Source organism: Streptomyces sp. NBC_00028, assembly GCF_045041065.1.
In the GTDB taxonomy this organism is placed as follows: domain Bacteria; phylum Actinomycetota; class Actinomycetes; order Streptomycetales; family Streptomycetaceae; genus Streptomyces.
Map to the genome: position 1 here is coordinate 3,355,886 of NZ_CP108293.1, position 19,058 is coordinate 3,374,943.

A 19,058-nucleotide genomic window follows, 5' to 3' on the forward strand; every position below is an offset into this window, starting at 1 on the left:
GATCACTTCGGGTCGACTTCGGGGTGGGTGAACCGCACGGGCCTGCCCAGCGACCGGGCGTAGGCGATCTCGGCTCGGGTGCTGTCTCCGATGTAGTCGCCGACCACGAGCACCTCGTCGGCGAGTCGGATCTTCGCTCGGTGCAGGTCGTCGAGTCGCGCCTTCAGCGCCTCGGCCTCGACAGGATCGGACCAGAGTGCGTGCGGCGACTTCAGGTCGCAGCCCGGCTTGACGACGATCCGTCCGGCTGTCGTCTCCCGCAGATCGGCCTCGGCCATCTCGGCCATGAACCGGGTGGAGCCGCAGATCACGACGATGTGCGGGAGGCCCAGCCGCTTCTTCGCGGCGGCGAGTTCCTCCTCGCCGCCGGTCCGATGAGAAGAGGTCATCAGCCCAGGATCCCCCGCCGGTACGCCGTCGCGACCGCCGCCGCGCGGTCGTTGACGCCCAACTTGGCGTACAGGTGGGTGAGATGGGTCTTCACGGTGGCCTCGCTGATGAAGAGTTCGCGGGCGATCTCGCGGTTGGACGTGCCCTTGGCGACGAGTGTCAGCACCTCGCGTTCGCGTGCGGAGAGCGGCTCGTTGCCGGGGGCGCGGACGGCGGAGACCAGCCGGGTCGCGACCGCCGGGGAGAGGACGGTGCGGCCCTCGGCGGCGGCCCGAACGGCGGTGAACAGCTCGTCGCGCGGGGCGTCCTTGAGCAGATAGCCCGTCGCGCCCGCCTCGATGGCGGGCAGGGTGTCGGAGTCGGTGTCGTACGTCGTCAGGACGAGCACCTTCGCGCGGGCGGCGCGGCGGGTCAGCTCGCGGATGGCGTCGACTCCCCCGCCGCCCGGCATGCGCAGGTCCATGAGAACAACGTCGGGGTCGAGGGCGGCTGTCTTCTCCAGCGCCTCGACACCATTCGACGCCTCACCGAGGACACGGAAGCCGGGGGCGTTCTCGAACATGCCGCGCAGACCGTCCCGTACGACGGGATGGTCGTCGACGATGAGCAGCGAGATGTCAGGGGTCATGGCGGACCAACGGTACGCGAGCCGACAGGGCCGTGCCCTGACCCGGCTCCGACTCCACGGTGAGGGAGCCGGCGATGCGTTCGGCGCGGGCGCGCATGCCGTCGAGGCCGAAGCCGCCGGTGCGGGTGCGTTCGGGGACGGTGGCGGGGTCGAAGCCCCGGCCGTCGTCGCGGATGTCGAGGATGACCTCGTCGCCGAGGTAGGACAGGGTGACGCCGACCCGGCCGGCCTGGGCGTGCCGGGCGGCGTTGGACAGGGCCTCCTGGACGATCCTCAGCAGGGTCGCCGAGACCTCGTCGTGGAGTTGCTCGGCGGTGCCGGTGACGGTGAACTCGGCGCGTACGCCCGTCCGTTCGCCCCATTCGGCGACCGTCTTCTTCAGGGCCTCGGCGAGTCCGGCGTTCTCCAGCGCCACCGGGGCGAGGTTGTGCACGGAGCGGCGGGCCTCGCCGAGGCTGTGCCGGGCCAGGTCGGAGGCGCGGGCCAGATGGGTGCGGGCGAGGTCCAGGTCGGGGGCGTTCGCGACGACCTGGAGCTGGGCGATGATGCCGGTCAGGCCCTGCGCGATGGTGTCGTGGATCTCCGCGGCGAGCCGCCGGCGCTCGTCGGCGACGCCCGCTTCCCGTGCCTGGACGAGGAGTTGGGAGTGCAGGGAGGCGTTTTCGTCGAGCGCCTGGCGCAACGCCTCGATGGTGGCCGCGCGTTCCCGGGAACGCTGTTCCTCCTGGAAGGTGAGGTGGGCGACGGCCATCAGCAGCGCGTTGTTGGCGACCAGCAGTCCGCCGAACACCGCGACCTGGGCCCAGCTGCGGAACGGCAGCCCGCCGGACTGTGAGCCCGCCACCACGATCGAGGTGGCGAACAGCCCGAGCCGCTGCCGCCGTACGCCCGGGATGACCTCGTCGGCGTCGAAGTAGCCGGTGACCGCGTAGAACGCGAAGAACGGGTTGATCCAGGTGAGGACGAAGGCGATGGCCCAGCGCAGGACGTAGTAGACGACTCCGCGCCGGGACGGGACCCGGCGGCCCCGGCGGGGTCCGTGCCACAGCTGGAGCACCAGGGCGGCGATCACCAGGGCCCCGGCCGCGTACCACTCTGCGGGCCCCATCATCAGGTCGCCGGTGACGGCCGAGAGGAAGCTGCCGATGGCGAGCAGCCCGTAGGCGCCCCAGGTGTGGAACTGGTTCCAGCGCCGCTCGATCTGCTCGTCCGCCGCGGTCATGCCCCCAGTCTGCACGGTGGACCGCCTACTCCCAGCGGAACCAGCGCGCGGCGCCGGCCGTCAGCAGGACCGTCCAGGCGACCAGGACGCCAAGGTGGGTCCAGCCGATCCAGTGGCCCGCCGCGGCCCGGTTCAGCGCCTCGGCCGCCGCCCCGAAGGGTGTGCAGCCGACGATCCGGGCGAGGACGTCCGGCATGGTCTGCACCGGCGCCCACAGCCCCGCGCAGAACATCGCCGGGAAGAACACGGCGGAGCCGATGGCACCGGCGATCTTCGTGGTCCGGGACAGCGCACAGACCACCGCGCCGAGCGCGAGGGCGACGAGGACGGCCAGGACCAGGGCGAGGAGATAGCCGAGGGGCTGCTCGGGCAGGCGTACGTCGAAGGCGAGCAGGCCGACGGCGAGGGCGAGCAGCGCGGAGCCGAGGGCGGCCCCGGCGAACACCGTCATCTGGGCGGTGAGCAGGGCGGACGGGCGGACCGGAGTGGTCGACATCCGGCGCAGGATGCCGCGCTCGCGGTAGCCGGTGAGGGTCTGCGGCATCGCCTGGAGGCCGCTCACGATCAGACCGAGCAGGACGGCCACGGGGACGTAGACGTCGATGGTCCGCAGCCCGCCGAGGTCGGCCTCCGCGTGCCGGAAGGACGGGACCGAGCCCAGGATCACCAGCAGCAGGGTCGGGAAGAGCAGGATCCAGAAGAGGGCGCCGGGTTCACGGCGGAAGAGGCGGATCTCGGTGCGCAGGACGGCGGTGTTCATGCCGCGGCCTCTTTCGTCAGGTCGAGGAACGCGTCGTCGAGGGTGGCTTCGGTGACGCGGAGCTGGTGGGCGGTGATGTGGAGCCGGGCGAGGAGGGTCAGTACGGCGCTGACGGTCTCGTCGGTGCCGGACAGGGTGACGCGGCCGTCGTGGTGCGCGAGGGAGGCGAGCCCCGGGAGGGTGTTCAGCTCACGGTCGTCCAGCGGCGCGGACGGGGTGAAGCTGATGACCGTGGCGCCCGCCGAGCGCCGGATGAGACCGGCCGGGGTGTCCAGGGCGGCGATCCGCCCCTTGTCGATCACGGCGATCCGGTCGCACAGCCGCTGCGCCTCCTCCATGAAGTGGGTGACGAGCAGGACGGTGACGCCGCCGGCCCGGACGTCCTCGATGAGTTCCCAGGTGTCGCGGCGGGCGCGGGGATCGAGGCCGGTGGTGAGTTCGTCGAGGACGACGATTTGGGGGTCGCCGATGAGCGCGAGCGCGATGAACAGGCGCTGCTTCTGCCCGCCGGACAGTTTGGCGAACCGCGTGGTGAGCCGGTCGGTGAGGCCGAGGCGTTCGGCGAGGGGCCGCCAGTCGGCGGGGCGGGCGTGGAAGGAGGCGTACAGCTCCAGGGCCTCGCGGACGGTGAGCTTGGCCTGGAGCTCGCTCTGCTGGAGCTGGGCGCCGAGGACGCGGGCGACCTTCTCGTGGTCGGCGACCGGGTCGAGGCCGGTGACCCGGACGCGGCCCGCGTCGGGGACCCGCAGGCCCTCGACGCACTCGACGGTGGTGGTCTTGCCGGCTCCGTTGGGGCCGAGGACGCCGAAGATCTCGCCCTCCTCGACGGCGAAGGAGACACCGTCGACGACGGTTCGGCCGTCGTAGGACTTGCGCAGTTCGCTGACTTCGATGACGGACATGACCTCAGCGTCGCGGTGAGGGGGGCTCGCGCACATCGACCGTCGCGCTCGAACGGACATCAACCGATCGGTCGATGCCGTGGTACGACCCTTCGAACGCGCAGGTCGTAGGACCAGCGCCCGACCCCGGTCAGGCCAAAACTCGGTAGGCGTTGTCAGTGCCGATCCGTAGGCTCGCTGCTGATGCCCACGACACGTGCAACCACCAGGAAACGCTCCGCCGTCAGGACCCTGCTGCGTCTTTGGCCTTACGTCAGACCGGTGCGGGCGCGGCTGTTCACCGCCGCGTTCGTGGCGGTCCTCGCCTCCTGTACCGGCCTGGTGATCCCGCTCGTCCTCAAGTGGATGGTGGACGGCCCGGTCGCCGACCGGGACCCGGCGGGCGTGTGGCTCGGCGCGCTGTTCCTGCTGTTGCTGGGCTTCGGGGAGGCGCTGCTGTTCGGGCTGCGGCGGTGGCTGGTGGCCCGGCCGCTGTCGCATGTCGAGGCGGAGATGAGAGCGGGCCTCTACCGGCATCTGCAACGGCTGCCGGTGGCCTTCCACGACCGCTGGGCGTCCGGTCAGCTGCTGTCGCGGGGCACGACCGACCTGATGCTGCTGCGCATGTTCCTCGCGTTCCCGTTGACGTTCCTGCTGGTCAACAGCGTGACGATCCTCGCCGGTGTGATCATCATGCTGATCCAGGACTGGACGCTCGGGCTGGTGATCCTGGGGCCCGCGATCCCGGTGATCGTCTCCTGTCTGCTCTTCGAGCAGCGCTACTCCTCCGTGGCCCGGCAGGCCCAGGACCAGGTCGGCGATCTGACGACCGTCGTCGAGGAGAGCGTCCTCGGCATCCGCATCATCAAGGGGTTCGGCCGGCATCGCAGTCAGGCGCGGGCGTTCTGGGAACTGTCCCGGACGCTGCGCGGGACGGAGTTGCGCAAGGCCCGGCTGCTCGCCGCGATCCTGGCCGTCATCGTGACGCTGCCGGAGGTGGCGATCGGGGCGGCGCTGGTGCTGGGGTCGGTGCAGGTGGCGGACGGGGAGCTGTCGGCGGGGACGCTGGTGGCGTTCCTGTCGACCGCGCTGGCGCTGCGGTGGCCGATCGACTCCATCGGCTTCCTGCTGGCGATGAGCCAGGACGCGGCGAGTGCGACGGAGCGCTACTTCGAGGTGATGGACGAGGCGCCGGAGGACACCGCCGTCTCCGGTACCCGGGCCACGAGCGCCGAGGGCACCGCCGTCTCCGGTGCCCGGCCCACGAGCGCCAAGGGCACCGGGCTGCGGTTCCACCACGTCCGCTTCCGCTACCCCGACGCCGCACCGGACTCCCCGCCCACCCTCGACCTCGTCGACCTCCACATCCGCCCCGGCGAGTCGATGGCCCTGGTCGGCGCGACCGGCAGCGGCAAGACCACCCTCACCGCCCTCGTCCCCCGCCTGCACGAGGTGACGGAGGGCCGCATCACCCTCGACGGCGAGGACATCACCGCCATGTCCCGCGAAGAGCTGCGCTCCCTGGTCGCCATGGCCTTCGAGGAACCCACCCTCTTCTCGGCCGGCGTCGGTGAGAACGTCCTGATGGGCGCCGCCGACCACGAACTGGACCGTGCCCTGTCCATCGCGCAGGCCGACTTCGCGCACGCCCTCCCCCAGGGCACCGACACCCGGATCGGCGAGCAGGGACTGAGCCTCTCCGGCGGCCAGCGCCAGCGTCTCGCGCTGGCCCGCGCGGTCGTCGGCAGGCCCAGGTTCCTCGTCCTGGACGACCCGCTGTCCGCGCTGGACGTGCACACCGAGGCCGCGGTCGAGGCCGCCCTGCGCGACGTGCTCGCGGACACCACCGCCCTGATCGTCGCCCACCGCCCGTCGACCGTGCTGCTCGCCGACCGGGTGGCGCTGCTGTCGAACGGCCGTATCACCGCAGTCGGCACCCACCACGAACTGCTGCGGACGAACGCCGAGTACGCCCATCTCATGTCGGGCTCCGAGGACCGGCTCGGGTCCGGCTCCCAGGCCCCTCTCCTGCCCGCGACGGAGGACGCCCGATGACCGCGCCGACGACGGCCGCGCCCGCCCCCGCCGACGACGAGGAACCGGACGTCCACAGGAGCGCGGGCGGCGGCGACCCCTTCGACCGTGACGTCCTGCCCACCCCGCCCCGCGCGACCTCCCTCCTCCTGCGCTCCCTGCTCGCGCCCATGCGGGCCCGGGTCGTCGGCACGACCCTTCTGCTGCTGCTCCAGCAGGCGGCGGTGCAGGCGGGCCCGCTGCTGGTGGCGTACGCGATCGACCGTGCCGTACCGGCGTTCCGGGAGGACCGGCACGGGCCGCTGATCGCGGTCGGCGTGGCCTATCTGCTGTGCTCGGTGGCGTCCGGCGGGCTTCAGTACGCGTTCATCCGCGCCTCGGCCCGGATCAACCAGGACGTCCTCCTCGATCTGCGCGGCCGGATCTTCCGCCATGCCCAGGCGCTCAGCGTCGACTTCCACGAGCGCTACACCTCGGGCCGGCTGATCTCCCGCTCCACCACGGACGTCGAGTCGCTGCGCGAGCTCCTCAACGAGGGCCTCCAGGAGCTGATCACGGTCATCCTGTCCTTCGTCTACATCTCCACGCTGCTGCTCTGGCTGGACCTGGGCCTCGGCGCGGTCGCGGTGGCGTCGTTCGTGCCGCTCTACCTCCTGGTACGGCTGTACCGGCAGCGCGCGGGCCGGGTGTACACGCTGCGGTCCACGGCCATCGCGGCCGTCATCGTGAAGTTCGTCGAGACGATGAACGGCATCCGCCCGGTGCGGGCGTTCCGGCGCGAGGCCGCCAACGACGCCGACTTCGCCGTACTGAACAAGCGTCACGAACGCACCAACGGCGACGCGCTGCTGGAGATGGCCCGCTATGTCGTCGGGTCCCGGCTGGTCGCCAACACGGCGGTCGCGCTGATCGTGCTGTGGGGCGCCTACCGGGTGGCGGGCGGCTCGCTGGAGCTGGGTGTGCTGGCGGCGGCGGTGCTGTATCTGCGTCGGCTGTACGACCCGATCGACCGCCTCGGCATGTTCCTCAACTCCTACCAGTCCGCGGCGGCCTCGCTGGAGAAGATCGCGGGCCTGCTGGCCCAGACCCCGTCGGTCCCCGAGCCGGCCACGCCCCGCGAACTCCCGCCGCTGGAGTCCGAGCACCCCGGCCGTGAGGTCGTCTTCGACGATGTCCGCTTCGCCTACCGCACCGGCGGCGAGGTCCTGCCCACCTTCGACCTCACCCTCCCGGCCGGGCAGACGGTGGCGGTCGTCGGCTCCACGGGCGCCGGGAAGTCGACCCTCGCCAAGCTCCTCGCCCGCTTCTACGACCCCACCGAGGGCCGGGTCCTGCTCGACGGCGTCGACCTGCGTGACCTGTCCGTGCCCGAACTGCGGCGCGGGGTCGTCATGGTGACGCAGGAGGCCTTCCTCTTCTCCGGCACGGTCGCCGACAACATCGCCATCGGCCGCCCCGACGCCTCCCGCGAGGAGATCGAGCGGGCCGCGAAGGCGATCGGCGCCCACGAGTTCATCAGCGCCCTGCCCGACGGCTACGACACGGACGTACGCAAGCGCGGCGGCCGGATCTCAGCGGGTCAGCGTCAACTGGTGGCCTTCGCGCGGGCGTTGCTGGCCGACCCGGCGGTCCTGATCCTCGACGAGGCGACCAGCTCCCTGGACATCCCCGGCGAACGGGCGGTGCAGCGCGCCATGTCGACGGTGCTGCACGGCCGTACCGCGGTCGTCATCGCGCACCGGCTGTCCACGGTGGAGATCGCCGACCGGGTCCTGGTGATGGAGCACGGCCGCATCGTGGAGGACGGCTCTCCGGCCGAACTCATCGCGGGCACCGGCCGGTTCGCGGATCTGCACCGGGCGTGGCGGGACAGCCTGGCGTGACACGGCTCTGGGCAGGGGGGACATGATCGACGCATACGAGGATCCCGGCACACCCGACCGCCGGGGCGGCTGGCATTACCTGTGGTGGCTGGTCCGCTGCCAGCGGGGCCGCTCCGCCCTCGGGGCGCTGATCGCCAGCACCTGGATGGTGCTGCTGGCGGCGACGCCGTATCTGATGGCGAGGGCGATCGACGAGGGCCTGGAGCCGGGCGACCTCGGCCGGCTCACCGTCTGGTCGGCCGCGCTGTTCCTGGTGGGCGCCTTCAACGCGTGGCTGAGCATCATGCGGCACCGCACGATGACCCGGGTCCGGATGGACGCCAACTTCCGTACGGTGAAGGTGGTCGTGGGCCACGCGGTCCGGCTGGGCGCCGCGCTCTCCCGCCGGGCGGGCGCGGGGGAGGTCGTCACGATCGGGGTGGGCGACGTACAGACGATCGCCTCCGCCCTGACCGTGGTCGGCCCCGGTGTCGGCGCGGTGATCGCCTATCTCGTGGTCGCGGGCCTGCTGGTCTCGGTCTCGCCGGTCATCGCCGTGGTCGTGCTGCTGGGCATGCCGCTGATCGTCGGCGTGGTCGGGCCGCTCCTCACCCGCCTCCAGGGCACCGAGACCGAGTACCGCGAACGCCAGGGCGTCCTCACCGCCCGTATCGCCGACCTCGCGGGCGGCCTGCGCGTCCTCAACGGCCTCGGCGGCAAGGGCCTGTTCGCCGACGCCTTCCGGCGCGACTCCGGGCGGCTGCGCGAACAGGGCTACCGGGTCGGCGCGGTGACCAGCTGGGTCCAGGCCCTCGGCGTCGGCCTGCCGACGCTCTTCCTCGCGGTGGTGACCTGGCTGGCGGCCCGCCTGGCCGCCCAGGGGCACATCAGCATCGGCGAGTTGGTGTCCGTGTACGGCTATGTCGCCGTTCTGGTGGGCCCGGTGGCGTTCTGGGTCGAGTGCGGCTACATGCTGAGCCGGGGTGTGGTGGCGGCACGCAGGGTCGTACGTTTCCTGAACCTGGAACCGATGGAGGACAGAGGAACGAGGGACGCCCCCGCGGAACCGTCGGCGCTGCACGACCCCGAATCGGGGGTGCGGATCCTGCCGGGCCGCTTGACGGCCTTGGCGGGAGCCCGTCCTGCGGACGCCGCGGAGGTGATCGACCGTCTCGGGCGTTACACCCCGTCGAGGGCGACGTGGGCCGGAGTGCCGCTTGACGAAATCATCTTGGCGCAGATCAGACAGCGCATCCTGGTGGCGGACCACGAGGCGGACGTGTTCGCAGGACGCCTGCACGAGGTAATCGGCGGTGTGTACAGGGCTTTCAGGGGCGCGGGGCTGTATCGAACTGCGGCTCCGCCGCGGGGCGCGGCAAGCCACGACGGCGCCGCACCCGCCACTCAACACCACGCGGCACCCCCTCCCGCGCACCTCACCTCCGCCCTCCACACAGCCGCAGCCGAAGACATCGTCCAAGCTCTCCCCGACGGCCTCGACTCCCCCATAGACGCGAACGCCCGCAACCTCTCCGGCGGCCAACGCCAACGCATCCGCCTGGCAAGAGCCCTCGCCGCCGACCCCGAGATCCTCCTCGCCACAGAACCCACCTCAGCCCTCGACGCCCACACCGAGGCCCGAGTAGCCACCCGCCTCAAAGAAGCCCGCCACGGCCGCACCACCGTCGTCACCACCACCTCCCCCCTGGTCCTGGCCCACGCGGACACCGTCATCCACCTGGTCGACGGCAAGGTCGCGGCCACCGGCACCCACCAAGCCCTCCTCGACCACGACCCGGCGTACAAGGCCCTCGTGGCGAGGGACACCGACACAGAGGAGGCCATGCGATGACTTCCGGCCACCTCCCCGTTGCAGAGCCGGCCGATGTCAGAAGGGCCGCCCAACGTCTGATCCGCGCCGACCGAACCGCGTTCATCACCGCCCTCGCCCTCAACGCCGCCGCAGCCGTCGCAGGCCTCGGCGGTCCCTGGTTCCTCGGCCGCATCATCGACGAGGTCAGATCCAAGGCCGGCGTCGGCACGGTCGACCACCTCGCCCTCGCGCTGCTCATATGTTGCGTAGCGGAGCTACTGCTGGCCCGTTGGGCCCGCTTCGTCGGTCACCGCTTCGGCGAACGCACCCTCGCCCGGGTGCGCGAGGAGTTCGTGGACCGCACGCTGGCCCTGCCCGCGTCGACGGTCGAGAGGGCGGGCACCGGTGACCTCACGGCACGCGGCACCGCCGATGTCTCCACCGTCGGCACCACCCTCCGCGACGCCGGCCCCGACCTCCTCATCAACACGGTCCGTTTCCTGATCGCGCTCGTCGCGGTGTTCGTGCTCGCCCCGCTGCTCGGCGTGGTCGGCCTGTTCTGCCTGGCGCCGATCTGGCTCGCGCTGCGCTGGTATCTGCGCCGCGCCCGGGACGGCTATCTGGCCGAGGGCGCGGCCACGTCGGAGGTCGCCGAGATCGTCGCGTCGACGGCGTCGGGGGCGCGCACGGTGGAGGCGCTGCGGCTGGAGGGGGAGCGGATCGCGGCGAGCCGGGACGCGCTCGCGACCGCGCGCCGCACCCGCCTGCACACCCTCTACCTGCGCAGTGTCTTCTTCCCTGCCGTCGAGGTGTCGTACGTCCTGCCGATCGCCGGGGTCCTGATCGTCGGCGGTGTGCTGCACACGCACGGGTCGATGAGCCTGGGGGCCGTGGTGGCGGCGGCCCTGTATCTGCAGCAGCTCACCGGCCCGCTGGACCAGATCCTGGTCCGGGTCGAGCAACTCCAGAGCAGCGGCGCCTCGTTCGCCCGGGTGGAGGGACTCGCCCGAGCCCCTCAAGTCCCCCGCGGCGACTCCCCGACGCCCGCCGACGACCGGATCGACGTCACCGGCGTGCGCTACTCCTACGGCCGGGGCGGCGAGGTGCTGCACGGCGTGGATCTGACGGTGCGGCCCGGGGAGCGGCTGGCGATCGTCGGCCCGTCCGGGGCCGGGAAGACCACGCTGAGCCGGCTGCTGGCGGGCGTCGACGCGCCCACCGAGGGCACGGTGACCGTCGGTGGCGTTCCGGTCGGCGCGCTCGGTCCCGAGCAGCTGCGCCGCCAGGTCGTGCTGGTCACCCAGGAGCACCATGTGTTCCTGGGCACGGTCCGGGACAATCTCCGTATCGCCGAACCCGGCGCCGGGGACGAGGAGTTGTGGGCAGCGCTGGCCGCCGTCGGCGCCGACACCTGGGTGCGTGAGCTGTCCGACGGTCTCGACACCCCGCTCGGGGAGGGCGGTTGCCGTACGGACGGGTCGCAGGCGCAGCAACTCGCCCTGGCCCGCGTGGTGCTGGCCGACCCGCACACACTGATCCTCGACGAGGCGACGGCGTTGCTGGACCCGACGACCGCCCGGCACACCGAGCGCGCCCTGGCCGCCGTACTGGAGGGCCGTACCGTCATCGCGATCGCGCACCGGCTGCACACCGCGCACGACGCGGACCGGGTGGCGGTGATGGCGGACGGCCTGCTGACCGAACTCGGTTCGCACGAGGAGCTGGTGGCGGCGGACGGGGCGTACGCGGCGCTGTGGCACTCGTGGCACGGGGACCGGCCGTCCTGACCTTCAGGCACATTGCCCGTATAACGAACACGACTATCCGGGCAACGGACGATTTCCAGCCAACTTCCTGACGCGGTCCTGACAGAAACCGCAAACTCCTGCGACTCTTCCCACGGCCACGACACAGCAACCCCACAGCATGCGCACAGTGCTGTGCCGCGGTCGAACTCCCGCACGCGCAATGCCCGTTCTGCCCGGCCGGCCCACCAGCCGCCCGGTCTCCCCATGGCCGCGCGACCCGCGGCCCGCAGACGCAGGAGTCAGTGTTGAGAGAGAGTTCCTCCCACAGACGCACCTCCCACACCATGCACCGCCGTGCCGCCGCCGTCGCGCTCGTCGGTGTGTCCGCCCTGATCGCCGCGGCCGTCCAGTCGGGCGCCGCGTCCGCAGCCCCGGAGAAGGCACCGTCGGCCGCGGGCAAGGTCATACCGGGCGCCGAGTCGGTCAAGCTGACCCCCGCCCAGCGCGCCGAGCTGCTGCGCACGGCCAACGCCGGCAAGGCGGACACCGCCAGGGAACTCGGCCTGGGCGCCAAGGAGAAGCTGGTCGTCCGTGACGTCGTCAAGGACGGCAACGGCACGGTCCACACGCGTTACGAGCGCACCTACGGCGGGCTGCCCGTGCTCGGCGGCGACCTGGTCGTCACCAGCACCAAGGCCGACGCCACCGCGTCCGTCACCAAGGCGACGAAGCAGACCATCAAGGTCGCCTCCGTGAAGCCGCAGCTGTCGACCGCCAAGGCAGAGAAGCAGGCGCTGAGCGCGGCCAAGGCGGAGAAGGCCAAGAGCCCCGCCGTCAGCCACGCCCCGCGCAAGGTGATCTGGGCGGCCGACGGCAAGCCGACGCTCGCCTACGAGACGGTCGTGGGCGGCTTCCAGCACGACGGCACCCCGCAGGAGCTGCACGTCATCACCGACGCGGCGACCGGCGCGAAGCTGTACGAGTGGGAGGCCATCGAGACCGGCACCGGCAACACGGTGTACTCGGGCACGGTCAACCTGACGACGACGCAGTCGGGTTCGACGTACAACCTCACCGACGGCGCCCGCGGCGGCCACAAGACGTACAACCTCAACCGCGGCACCTCCGGCACCGGCACGCTGTTCTCCGGCTCCGACGACGTCTGGGGCAACGGCAGCGCCTCGAACGCGGAGTCGGCGGCGGCGGACGCGCACTACGGGGCGGCGCTGACGTGGGACTACTACAAGAACATCCACGGGCGCAGTGGTATCCGCGGTGACGGGGTGGCGGCCTACAGCCGGGTCCACTACGGCAACCAGTACGTCAACGCGTTCTGGGACGACAGCTGCTTCTGCATGACCTACGGCGACGGCACGGGCAACACCAACCCGCTCGTGTCGATCGACGTGGCCGGCCACGAGATGACGCACGGCGTCACCTCCAACACCGCGGGCCTCAACTACAGCGGTGAGTCCGGCGGTCTCAACGAGGCCACCTCGGATATCTTCGGCACGGCCGTCGAGTTCTACGCGGCCAACGCCAGCGACGTCGGTGACTACCTCATCGGCGAGGAGATCAACATCAACGGCGACGGCACGCCGTTGCGTTACATGGACAAGCCGAGCAAGGACGGCGCGTCGAAGGACAGTTGGTACTCCGGTATCGGCTCGGTCGACGTGCACTACTCGTCCGGCCCGGCGAACCACTTCTTCTACATGCTGTCCGAGGGCAGCGGCGCCAAGGTCATCAACGGCGTCAGCTACAACTCGCCGACCTCGGACGGCCTCCCGGTCACCGGCATCGGCCGCGACAAGGCGGAGAAGATCTGGTTCCGCGCGCTGACCACGAAGTTCACCTCCACCACCAACTACGCGGCGGCCCGCACGGGCACCCTCGCGGCGGCCGGTGAGCTGTACGGCACCACGAGCACCGAGTACAAGGCGGTGCAGGACGCGTGGGCGGCCGTGGCGGTCGGTTCGCGCTCCGGTGGCGGTGGCGGCGGCGGTACGTCCTTCGAGAACACCGCCGACGTATCGATTCCGGACAACGGGGCCGCGGTGACCTCGTCGATCACGGTCTCCGGGCGGACGGGCAACGCGCCCTCCAACCTCCAGGTCGCGGTCGACATCGTGCACACCTACATCGGTGACCTCAAGGTCGACCTCGTGGCCCCCGACGGCAGTGCGTACACGCTGAAGGCGTACGGCACCGGTGGCAGCGCGGACAACATCAACACCACGTACACCGTGAACGCCTCCTCCGAGGTAGCCAACGGGACATGGAAGTTGAGGGTCCAGGACAACGCGGCCATCGACACCGGCTACATCAACAGCTGGAAGATCACTTTCCCGTAGGCCGTCACCTTCTGAGGCCTCCTGGACAGGGCGCCGCCCCGGTGGTTCAACTCCCCGGGGCGGCGCCCTCTTTTTGCCATCCGCTTACCGACGGCTTGTTGGGCCTTTGCCGAGGTCAAGTCGCTTTACATTGCGGCAATATTCACCCGACAGTCGACTTTCAGCCAACATCACTTCAGGGTCCTGACATGTACGCGCCCTGATGCCAGGCTTCCTCACACCCGCCGCACAACTTCACAACTACCCCGGCCCGCTACCCCAACGTCAGGCCGGGCTCCCCCACGAAGGAGCTTGTGTGACCCCCGTCTACGCGCGTCACAAGCGCACCACTCTGGCCATCGCCACCGCCGTTGCCGCCGGAGCCCTCCTCACCACCGGTCTGGCCACCGGTACCGCCACCGCCCAGACCCCGGCGGAGACAAGCGGCAAGGCCACCCTCGCCGCCGCGCCCCTCCAGCTCTCCCCGGCCGCGCGCACCACGCTCATCAAGCAGCAGCAGGCCGGCGCCGCCGACACCGCCGCGGAGATAGGCCTCGGCGCCAAGGAGAAGCTGGTCGTCAAGGACGTCGTCAAGGACACCGACGGCACGGTCCACACCCGCTACGAGCGCACCTACGCGGGCCTCCCGGTCCTCGGCGGCGACCTGGTCGTCCACGCGTCCAAGTCCGGTGCGACCAAGGCCGTCTCCAAGGCGACGACCAGAACCATCAAGGTCGCCTCCCTGACCCCGAAGCTCACCGTCGCCAAGGCGGAGAAGCAGGCGCTGACCGCCGCCAAGGCCGCGGGCTCGGAGAAGACCGCCGCCGACGGCGCGCGCAAGGTCATCTGGGCCGGCTCGGGCACCCCCGTCCTCGCCTACGAGACCATCGTCGGCGGCTTCCAGGACGACGGCACCCCGAACCAGCTGCACGTCATCACCGACGCCGCCACCGGCAAGAAGCTTTTCGAGTACCAGGGCATCGAGAACGCCACCGGCACCGGCAAGAGCCTGTACTCGGGCACGGTCAGCCTGGAGACCACCCTCTCCGGCTCGACGTACCAGCTGACCGACGGCACCCGCGGCAGCCACAAGACGTACAACAAGGCCCACGGCACCAGCTCCTCCGCGGGCACGCTGTTCACGGACGCCGACAACACATGGGGCACCGGCGCGGCCTCCAGCTCCACCACCGACCAGACCGCGGCCGTCGACGCCGCCTACGGCGCGGCGGAGACCTGGGACTTCTACAAGAACACCTTCGGCCGCAGCGGCATCAAGAACAACGGCGTCGCGGCCTACTCGCGCGTCCACTACGGCAACGCGTACGTCAACGCGTTCTGGGACGACAGCTGCTTCTGCATGACGTACGGCGACGGCTCCAGCAACACGCACCCGCTGACCTCGCTGGACGTGGCCGGCCACGAGATGAGCCACGGCGTCACCTCCAACACGGCGGGCCTGAACTACTCGGGCGAGTCCGGTGGCCTCAACGAGGCGACCTCGGACATCTTCGGCACGGGTGTGGAGTTCTACGCGGCGAACTCCTCCGACGTCGGCGACTACCTCATCGGCGAGAAGATCAACATCAACGGCGACGGCACCCCGCTGCGCTACATGGACCAGCCCAGCAAGGACGGCGGCTCCGCCAACTACTGGTCCTCGTCGGTCGGCAACCTGGACGTGCACTACTCGTCCGGCGTCGCGAACCACTTCTTCTACCTCCTCTCGGAGGGCAGCGGTTCGAAGACCATCAACGGCGTCAGCTACAACTCGCCGACGTACAACGGCTCCACGGTCACCGGCATCGGCCGCGCCAAGGCGCTGCAGATCTGGTACAAGGCGCTGACGACGTACTTCACGTCCACGACCAACTACAAGTCGGCGCGCACGGGCACCCTGTCCGCGGCGGCCGCCCTGTACGGCTCCGGCAGCACCGAGTACAACGCGGTCGCGGCGGCCTGGACGGCCGTGAACGTGAGCTAGTCCGAGAGGGACTGACGGGACTGACGGGCGGCACCCGGGAGGAAGGCATTCCGGGGTGCCGCCCTACCCTTGTCTCCCATGCCGCCGAATGAGCCCCCGAACCCCTTCACCTACGCCGACGTGGGCGCGACCCGCCGCCCCGGCTTCTGCCCCCCGGACTTCCACCCCCTCCACGTCCGCACCCGCATAGGCGAGGGCCACGATGTCTTCGACCGCGCCTCGGAAGCGGTCCTGACCTGGGAGATGCACCGCGCGATGGGCGTGGGCATCGACGCGGCGGCGGACCGGGCGGCCCCGGACGTGGACGTCACGGTCACCCTGGCCGGGGTCATCAAGGCCCCCTGCCGGGTGGTGTGGACGGTCGAGGAACCGCGCCGCGCGGGCTGGGCCTACGGGACGCTTTCCGGCCACCCGGAGTGCGGCGAGGAGTCCTTCGTCGTGGACCGCACCGGGGACGGCACGGTGTGGCTGACGGTGTCCGCGTTCAGCCGGGGCGCCAAGTGGTACGCGAAGGCGGGCGGACCGGCGACCCGGGGGTTGCAGCACGCCTACGCGCGCCGCTGCGGAGTGGTTCTGCGCCGGTTGTCCGGCGGGGAGGAGGACTGAGCCGGGCCCAGTCCTCCGGCCGTCATCGCAGCAACACCCCCGCGGCCTCCACCGCCTCCTCGGAAGGCACCGCCACCAGCCCCAGCTCCGCCCCGGAGGCGAGCAGCCGGTGCGCCGGCAGAATGCGGACGGTGTATCCGAAGGGCCCCGTGCGGTCGAGCGACAGCGGCCCCTCGTACACCCACCGCCCCTCCGGATCAGGCCCGCCGACCGGCTTCAGGGGCACGGTCAGCGCGTCCGTGATGCGGTCCTCCTCGTCGACCCGGCCCGAGAGGGCCTGGACGTCCACGTCCTCGGGGCCGAGTTCTCCCAGGCCGACCCGGACCCGCAGCCCCAGGGTCGTCCCCAGCTCCGCCGTCGTGGTCGTCACGGACGTCTCCACATGGTCGACGGTCACGCCCTGCCAGGACGAGCGGGCCCGCGCCTTCCAGCCCGCCAGCTCCCGCGCCGCCGCGGGGTCCATCGCACGGTGCGCGTGCGCGGCCGGGGTGTAGAGGCGCTCCACGTACTCGCGGACCATGCGTCCGGCCAGCACCTTGGGGCCGAGCAGGGTCAGCGTCTGGCGGACCATCTCGATCCAGCGGTCGGGCAGCCCGCCCTGGCCGCGCTCGTAGAAGCGCGGGGTGACCCGCTGTTCGAGCAGGTCGTACAGGGCCGCGGCCTCGATGTCGTCCCGGTGGTCCGGGTCCGTGCCCGTCCCGTCCGCCGTCGGGATCGCCCAGCCGAAGTCCGGCTGGAACCATTCGTCCCACCAGCCGTCCAGCACCGACAGGTTGAGGCAGCCGTTCAGCGCCGCCTTCATGCCGGACGTGCCGCAGGCCTCCAGCGGGCGCAGCGGGTTGTTGAGCCAGATGTCGCAGCCGGGGTAGAGCTTCTGCGCCATCGCCATGCCGTAGTCCGGCAGGAAGACGAGGCGATGGCGGACCCGCGGGTCGTCCGCGAACCGCACCAGCTCCTGCACCAGCCGCTTCCCGCCGTCGTCCGCCGGGTGCGCCTTGCCCGCCACCACGATCTGGATCGGTCGCTCGGGGTGCAGGAGCAGGTCCATCAGCCGGTCACGGTCGCGCAGCATGAGGGTCAGGCGTTTGTACGAGGGGACCCTGCGCGCGAACCCGATCGTCAGGACGTCCGGGTCCAGTACCCCGTCGATCCACCCCAACTCCGCGCTGCCCGCGCCGCGTTGGCGCCAGGACGCGCGCAGCCGCCGCCGTACCTCCACCACCAGCTGCTCGCGCAGGTTGCGCCGCAGCTCCCAGATGTCCTGGTCCGGGATCTCGCCCACCGCGTCCCAGCGGTCCGAGCCGCCGACGGTCAGCGCGTCCTCGGTGCGCTGGGCGCCGATCTGCCGGGCACCGAGGCGGAAGACCTCCGGGGCGACCCAGGTCGGAGCGTGCACCCCGTTCGTCACGGACGTGATCGGAACCTCGTCCGCGTCGAAGCCCGGCCACAGGCCGGAGAACATCTCACGGCTCACCTGGCCGTGCAGCAGCGAGACCCCGTTCGCCCGCTGGCCGAGGCGCAGGCCCATCACCGCCATGTTGAAGAGGTTCGGCTCGCCTCCCGGATAGGTCTCCATGCCCAGGCGCAGGACGTGTTCCACGTCGATGCCGGGGAGTTCGGCATCGGGGCCGAAGTGGTGGGCGACCAGTTCGCGGTCGAAGCGGTCGATGCCGGCGGGGACGGGGGTGTGGGTGGTGAAGACCGTTCCGGCCCGGACCGACTCCAGGGCCGCGTCGAAGTCCAGCCCTTCGGCGGCACACAGTTCGGCGATCCGCTCCAGGCCCAGGAAGCCCGCGTGACCCTCGTTGGTGTGGAAGACCTCCGGCTGGGGATGGCCGGTCAGGCGGCAGTACGTCCGCACCGCCCGCACCCCGCCGATCCCCAGCAGCATCTCCTGCAACAGCCGGTGTTCGCTGCCGCCGCCGTACAACCGGTCGGTCACGCCCCGCTCGCCGAGGTCGTTCTCCTCGACGTCCGAGTCGAGCATCAGCAGCGGCACCCTGCCCACCTGCGCCAGCCAGACGCGGGCGTGCAGCTGCTTGCCGCCGGGCAGCGCCAGGGACACCTGCGCGGGGGTGCCGTCCTCCTCCCGCAGCAGCGCCACCGGCAGCTCGTTGGGGTCCAGGACGGGATAGTGCTCCTGCTGCCAGCCGTCCCGGGACAGGGACTGGCGGAAGTAGCCGTGGCGGTAGAGCAGGCCCACCCCGATCAGCGGTACGCCGAGGTCGCTGGCCGCCTTCAGATGGTCGCCGGCCAGGATGCCCAGGCCGCCGGAGTACTGCGGGAGCGCGGCCGTGATGCCGAACTCGGGCGAGAAGTAGGCGACGGCGGCGGGGAGTTCGCCGGGCTGGACCTGGTACCAGCGCTCGCCGGAGACATAGTCGTGGAGATCGTCGGTGACCGCTGTCAGCCGGCGCAGGAAGCGGCGGTCCTCCGCCAGCTCCGCGAGCCGCCGGGGCGGCACGCTGCCCAGCAGCCGTACCGGGTCGCCGCCGGAGGCGGCCCACTGCTCGGGGTCGACCGACTGGAAGAGGTCGCGGGTCTCCGCGTGCCAGGACCAGCGCAGATTGCGTGCCAGGTCACTCAGCGGGCGGAGGGGTTCGGGGAGTACGGGTCGGACGGTGAAACGACGGATAGCCTTCATTGCCACTGCCACCTCGTCAGGCGTCTCGTCAGGCGTGCGGAAGCGGACGCACCGCGTTGTGCGTCCCGTCGTCGACACCGACGGTATCGGTGAGGGGCCTCCGTAACCACGGTGCCGCGGAGGCAGACAGAACGGAACCAGACCGGAATCGGA

Annotated in this window: 13 protein-coding genes; 7 read left to right on the forward strand and 6 right to left on the reverse strand. The window is 71.2% G+C overall.

Annotated features, from left to right (window positions below; all coding sequences use genetic code 11):
- Positions 1-2 precede the first annotated feature (2 nt).
- Genes OG885_RS14665 through OG885_RS14685 form a run of 5 tightly spaced genes read right to left on the reverse strand, consistent with a single transcriptional unit; the run spans position 3 to position 3,902 of the window.
- Complete coding sequence (locus OG885_RS14665) at positions 3-389, reverse strand: hypothetical protein (protein WP_405731045.1); 387 nt, start codon at positions 387-389, stop codon at positions 3-5.
- On the reverse strand, positions 389-1,018 hold the full coding sequence (locus OG885_RS14670) for a response regulator (protein ID WP_405731047.1): 630 nt from the start codon (positions 1,016-1,018) through the stop codon (positions 389-391). The genes OG885_RS14665 and OG885_RS14670 overlap by 1 nt, the downstream gene beginning before the upstream one ends.
- Positions 1,008-2,240: a sensor histidine kinase gene (locus tag OG885_RS14675; RefSeq protein WP_405731049.1), complete on the reverse strand. Its 1,233-nt coding sequence runs from the start codon at positions 2,238-2,240 to the stop codon at positions 1,008-1,010. Before OG885_RS14675 ends, OG885_RS14670 begins: the two co-directional genes overlap by 11 nt.
- A gap of 25 nt (positions 2,241-2,265) precedes the next feature.
- Positions 2,266-3,000, reverse strand: coding sequence for an ABC transporter permease (locus tag OG885_RS14680; RefSeq protein WP_405731051.1), 735 nt, complete (start codon positions 2,998-3,000; stop codon positions 2,266-2,268).
- Positions 2,997-3,902, reverse strand: a complete 906-nt coding sequence (locus OG885_RS14685; protein WP_405731053.1) for an ABC transporter ATP-binding protein — start codon at positions 3,900-3,902, stop codon at positions 2,997-2,999. The genes OG885_RS14680 and OG885_RS14685 overlap by 4 nt, the downstream gene beginning before the upstream one ends.
- A gap of 183 nt (positions 3,903-4,085) precedes the next feature.
- Between OG885_RS14685 and OG885_RS14690 the strand changes: the two genes are divergently transcribed.
- From OG885_RS14690 to OG885_RS14720, 7 genes are all read left to right on the forward strand, one after another.
- On the forward strand, positions 4,086-5,936 hold the full coding sequence (locus tag OG885_RS14690; RefSeq protein WP_405731055.1) for an ABC transporter ATP-binding protein: 1,851 nt from the start codon (positions 4,086-4,088) through the stop codon (positions 5,934-5,936).
- A complete protein-coding gene (locus OG885_RS14695; RefSeq protein ID WP_405731057.1) occupies positions 5,933-7,798 on the forward strand; it encodes an ABC transporter ATP-binding protein in 1,866 nt (621 codons plus the stop codon). The genes OG885_RS14690 and OG885_RS14695 overlap by 4 nt, the downstream gene beginning before the upstream one ends.
- A gap of 22 nt (positions 7,799-7,820) precedes the next feature.
- Positions 7,821-9,629 carry an ABC transporter ATP-binding protein gene (locus OG885_RS14700; protein ID WP_405731059.1) on the forward strand — a complete coding sequence of 603 codons (1,809 nt, stop codon included), beginning with the start codon at positions 7,821-7,823 and terminating at the stop codon, positions 9,627-9,629.
- The gene (locus tag OG885_RS14705; protein ID WP_405731061.1) at positions 9,626-11,377 is read left to right on the forward strand and encodes an ABC transporter ATP-binding protein; all 1,752 of its coding nucleotides are present in this window, start codon (positions 9,626-9,628) and stop codon (positions 11,375-11,377) included. The genes OG885_RS14700 and OG885_RS14705 overlap by 4 nt, the downstream gene beginning before the upstream one ends.
- A 305-nt stretch (positions 11,378-11,682) precedes the next feature.
- The gene (locus OG885_RS14710) at positions 11,683-13,692 is read left to right on the forward strand and encodes a M4 family metallopeptidase (protein WP_405731063.1); all 2,010 of its coding nucleotides are present in this window, start codon (positions 11,683-11,685) and stop codon (positions 13,690-13,692) included.
- A gap of 295 nt (positions 13,693-13,987) precedes the next feature.
- The gene (locus OG885_RS14715) at positions 13,988-15,655 is read left to right on the forward strand and encodes a M4 family metallopeptidase (RefSeq protein WP_405731065.1); all 1,668 of its coding nucleotides are present in this window, start codon (positions 13,988-13,990) and stop codon (positions 15,653-15,655) included.
- Positions 15,656-15,733: 78 nt separating this feature from the next.
- Positions 15,734-16,261 carry a DUF1990 family protein gene (locus OG885_RS14720; protein WP_405731067.1) on the forward strand — a complete coding sequence of 176 codons (528 nt, stop codon included), beginning with the start codon at positions 15,734-15,736 and terminating at the stop codon, positions 16,259-16,261.
- Between the two features lie 22 nt (positions 16,262-16,283).
- Here the strand turns inward: OG885_RS14720 and OG885_RS14725 are convergent, their stop codons facing one another.
- Complete coding sequence (locus OG885_RS14725; protein WP_405731069.1) at positions 16,284-18,905, reverse strand: glycosyltransferase family 1 protein; 2,622 nt, start codon at positions 18,903-18,905, stop codon at positions 16,284-16,286.
- Positions 18,906-19,058: the final 153 nt, after the last annotated feature.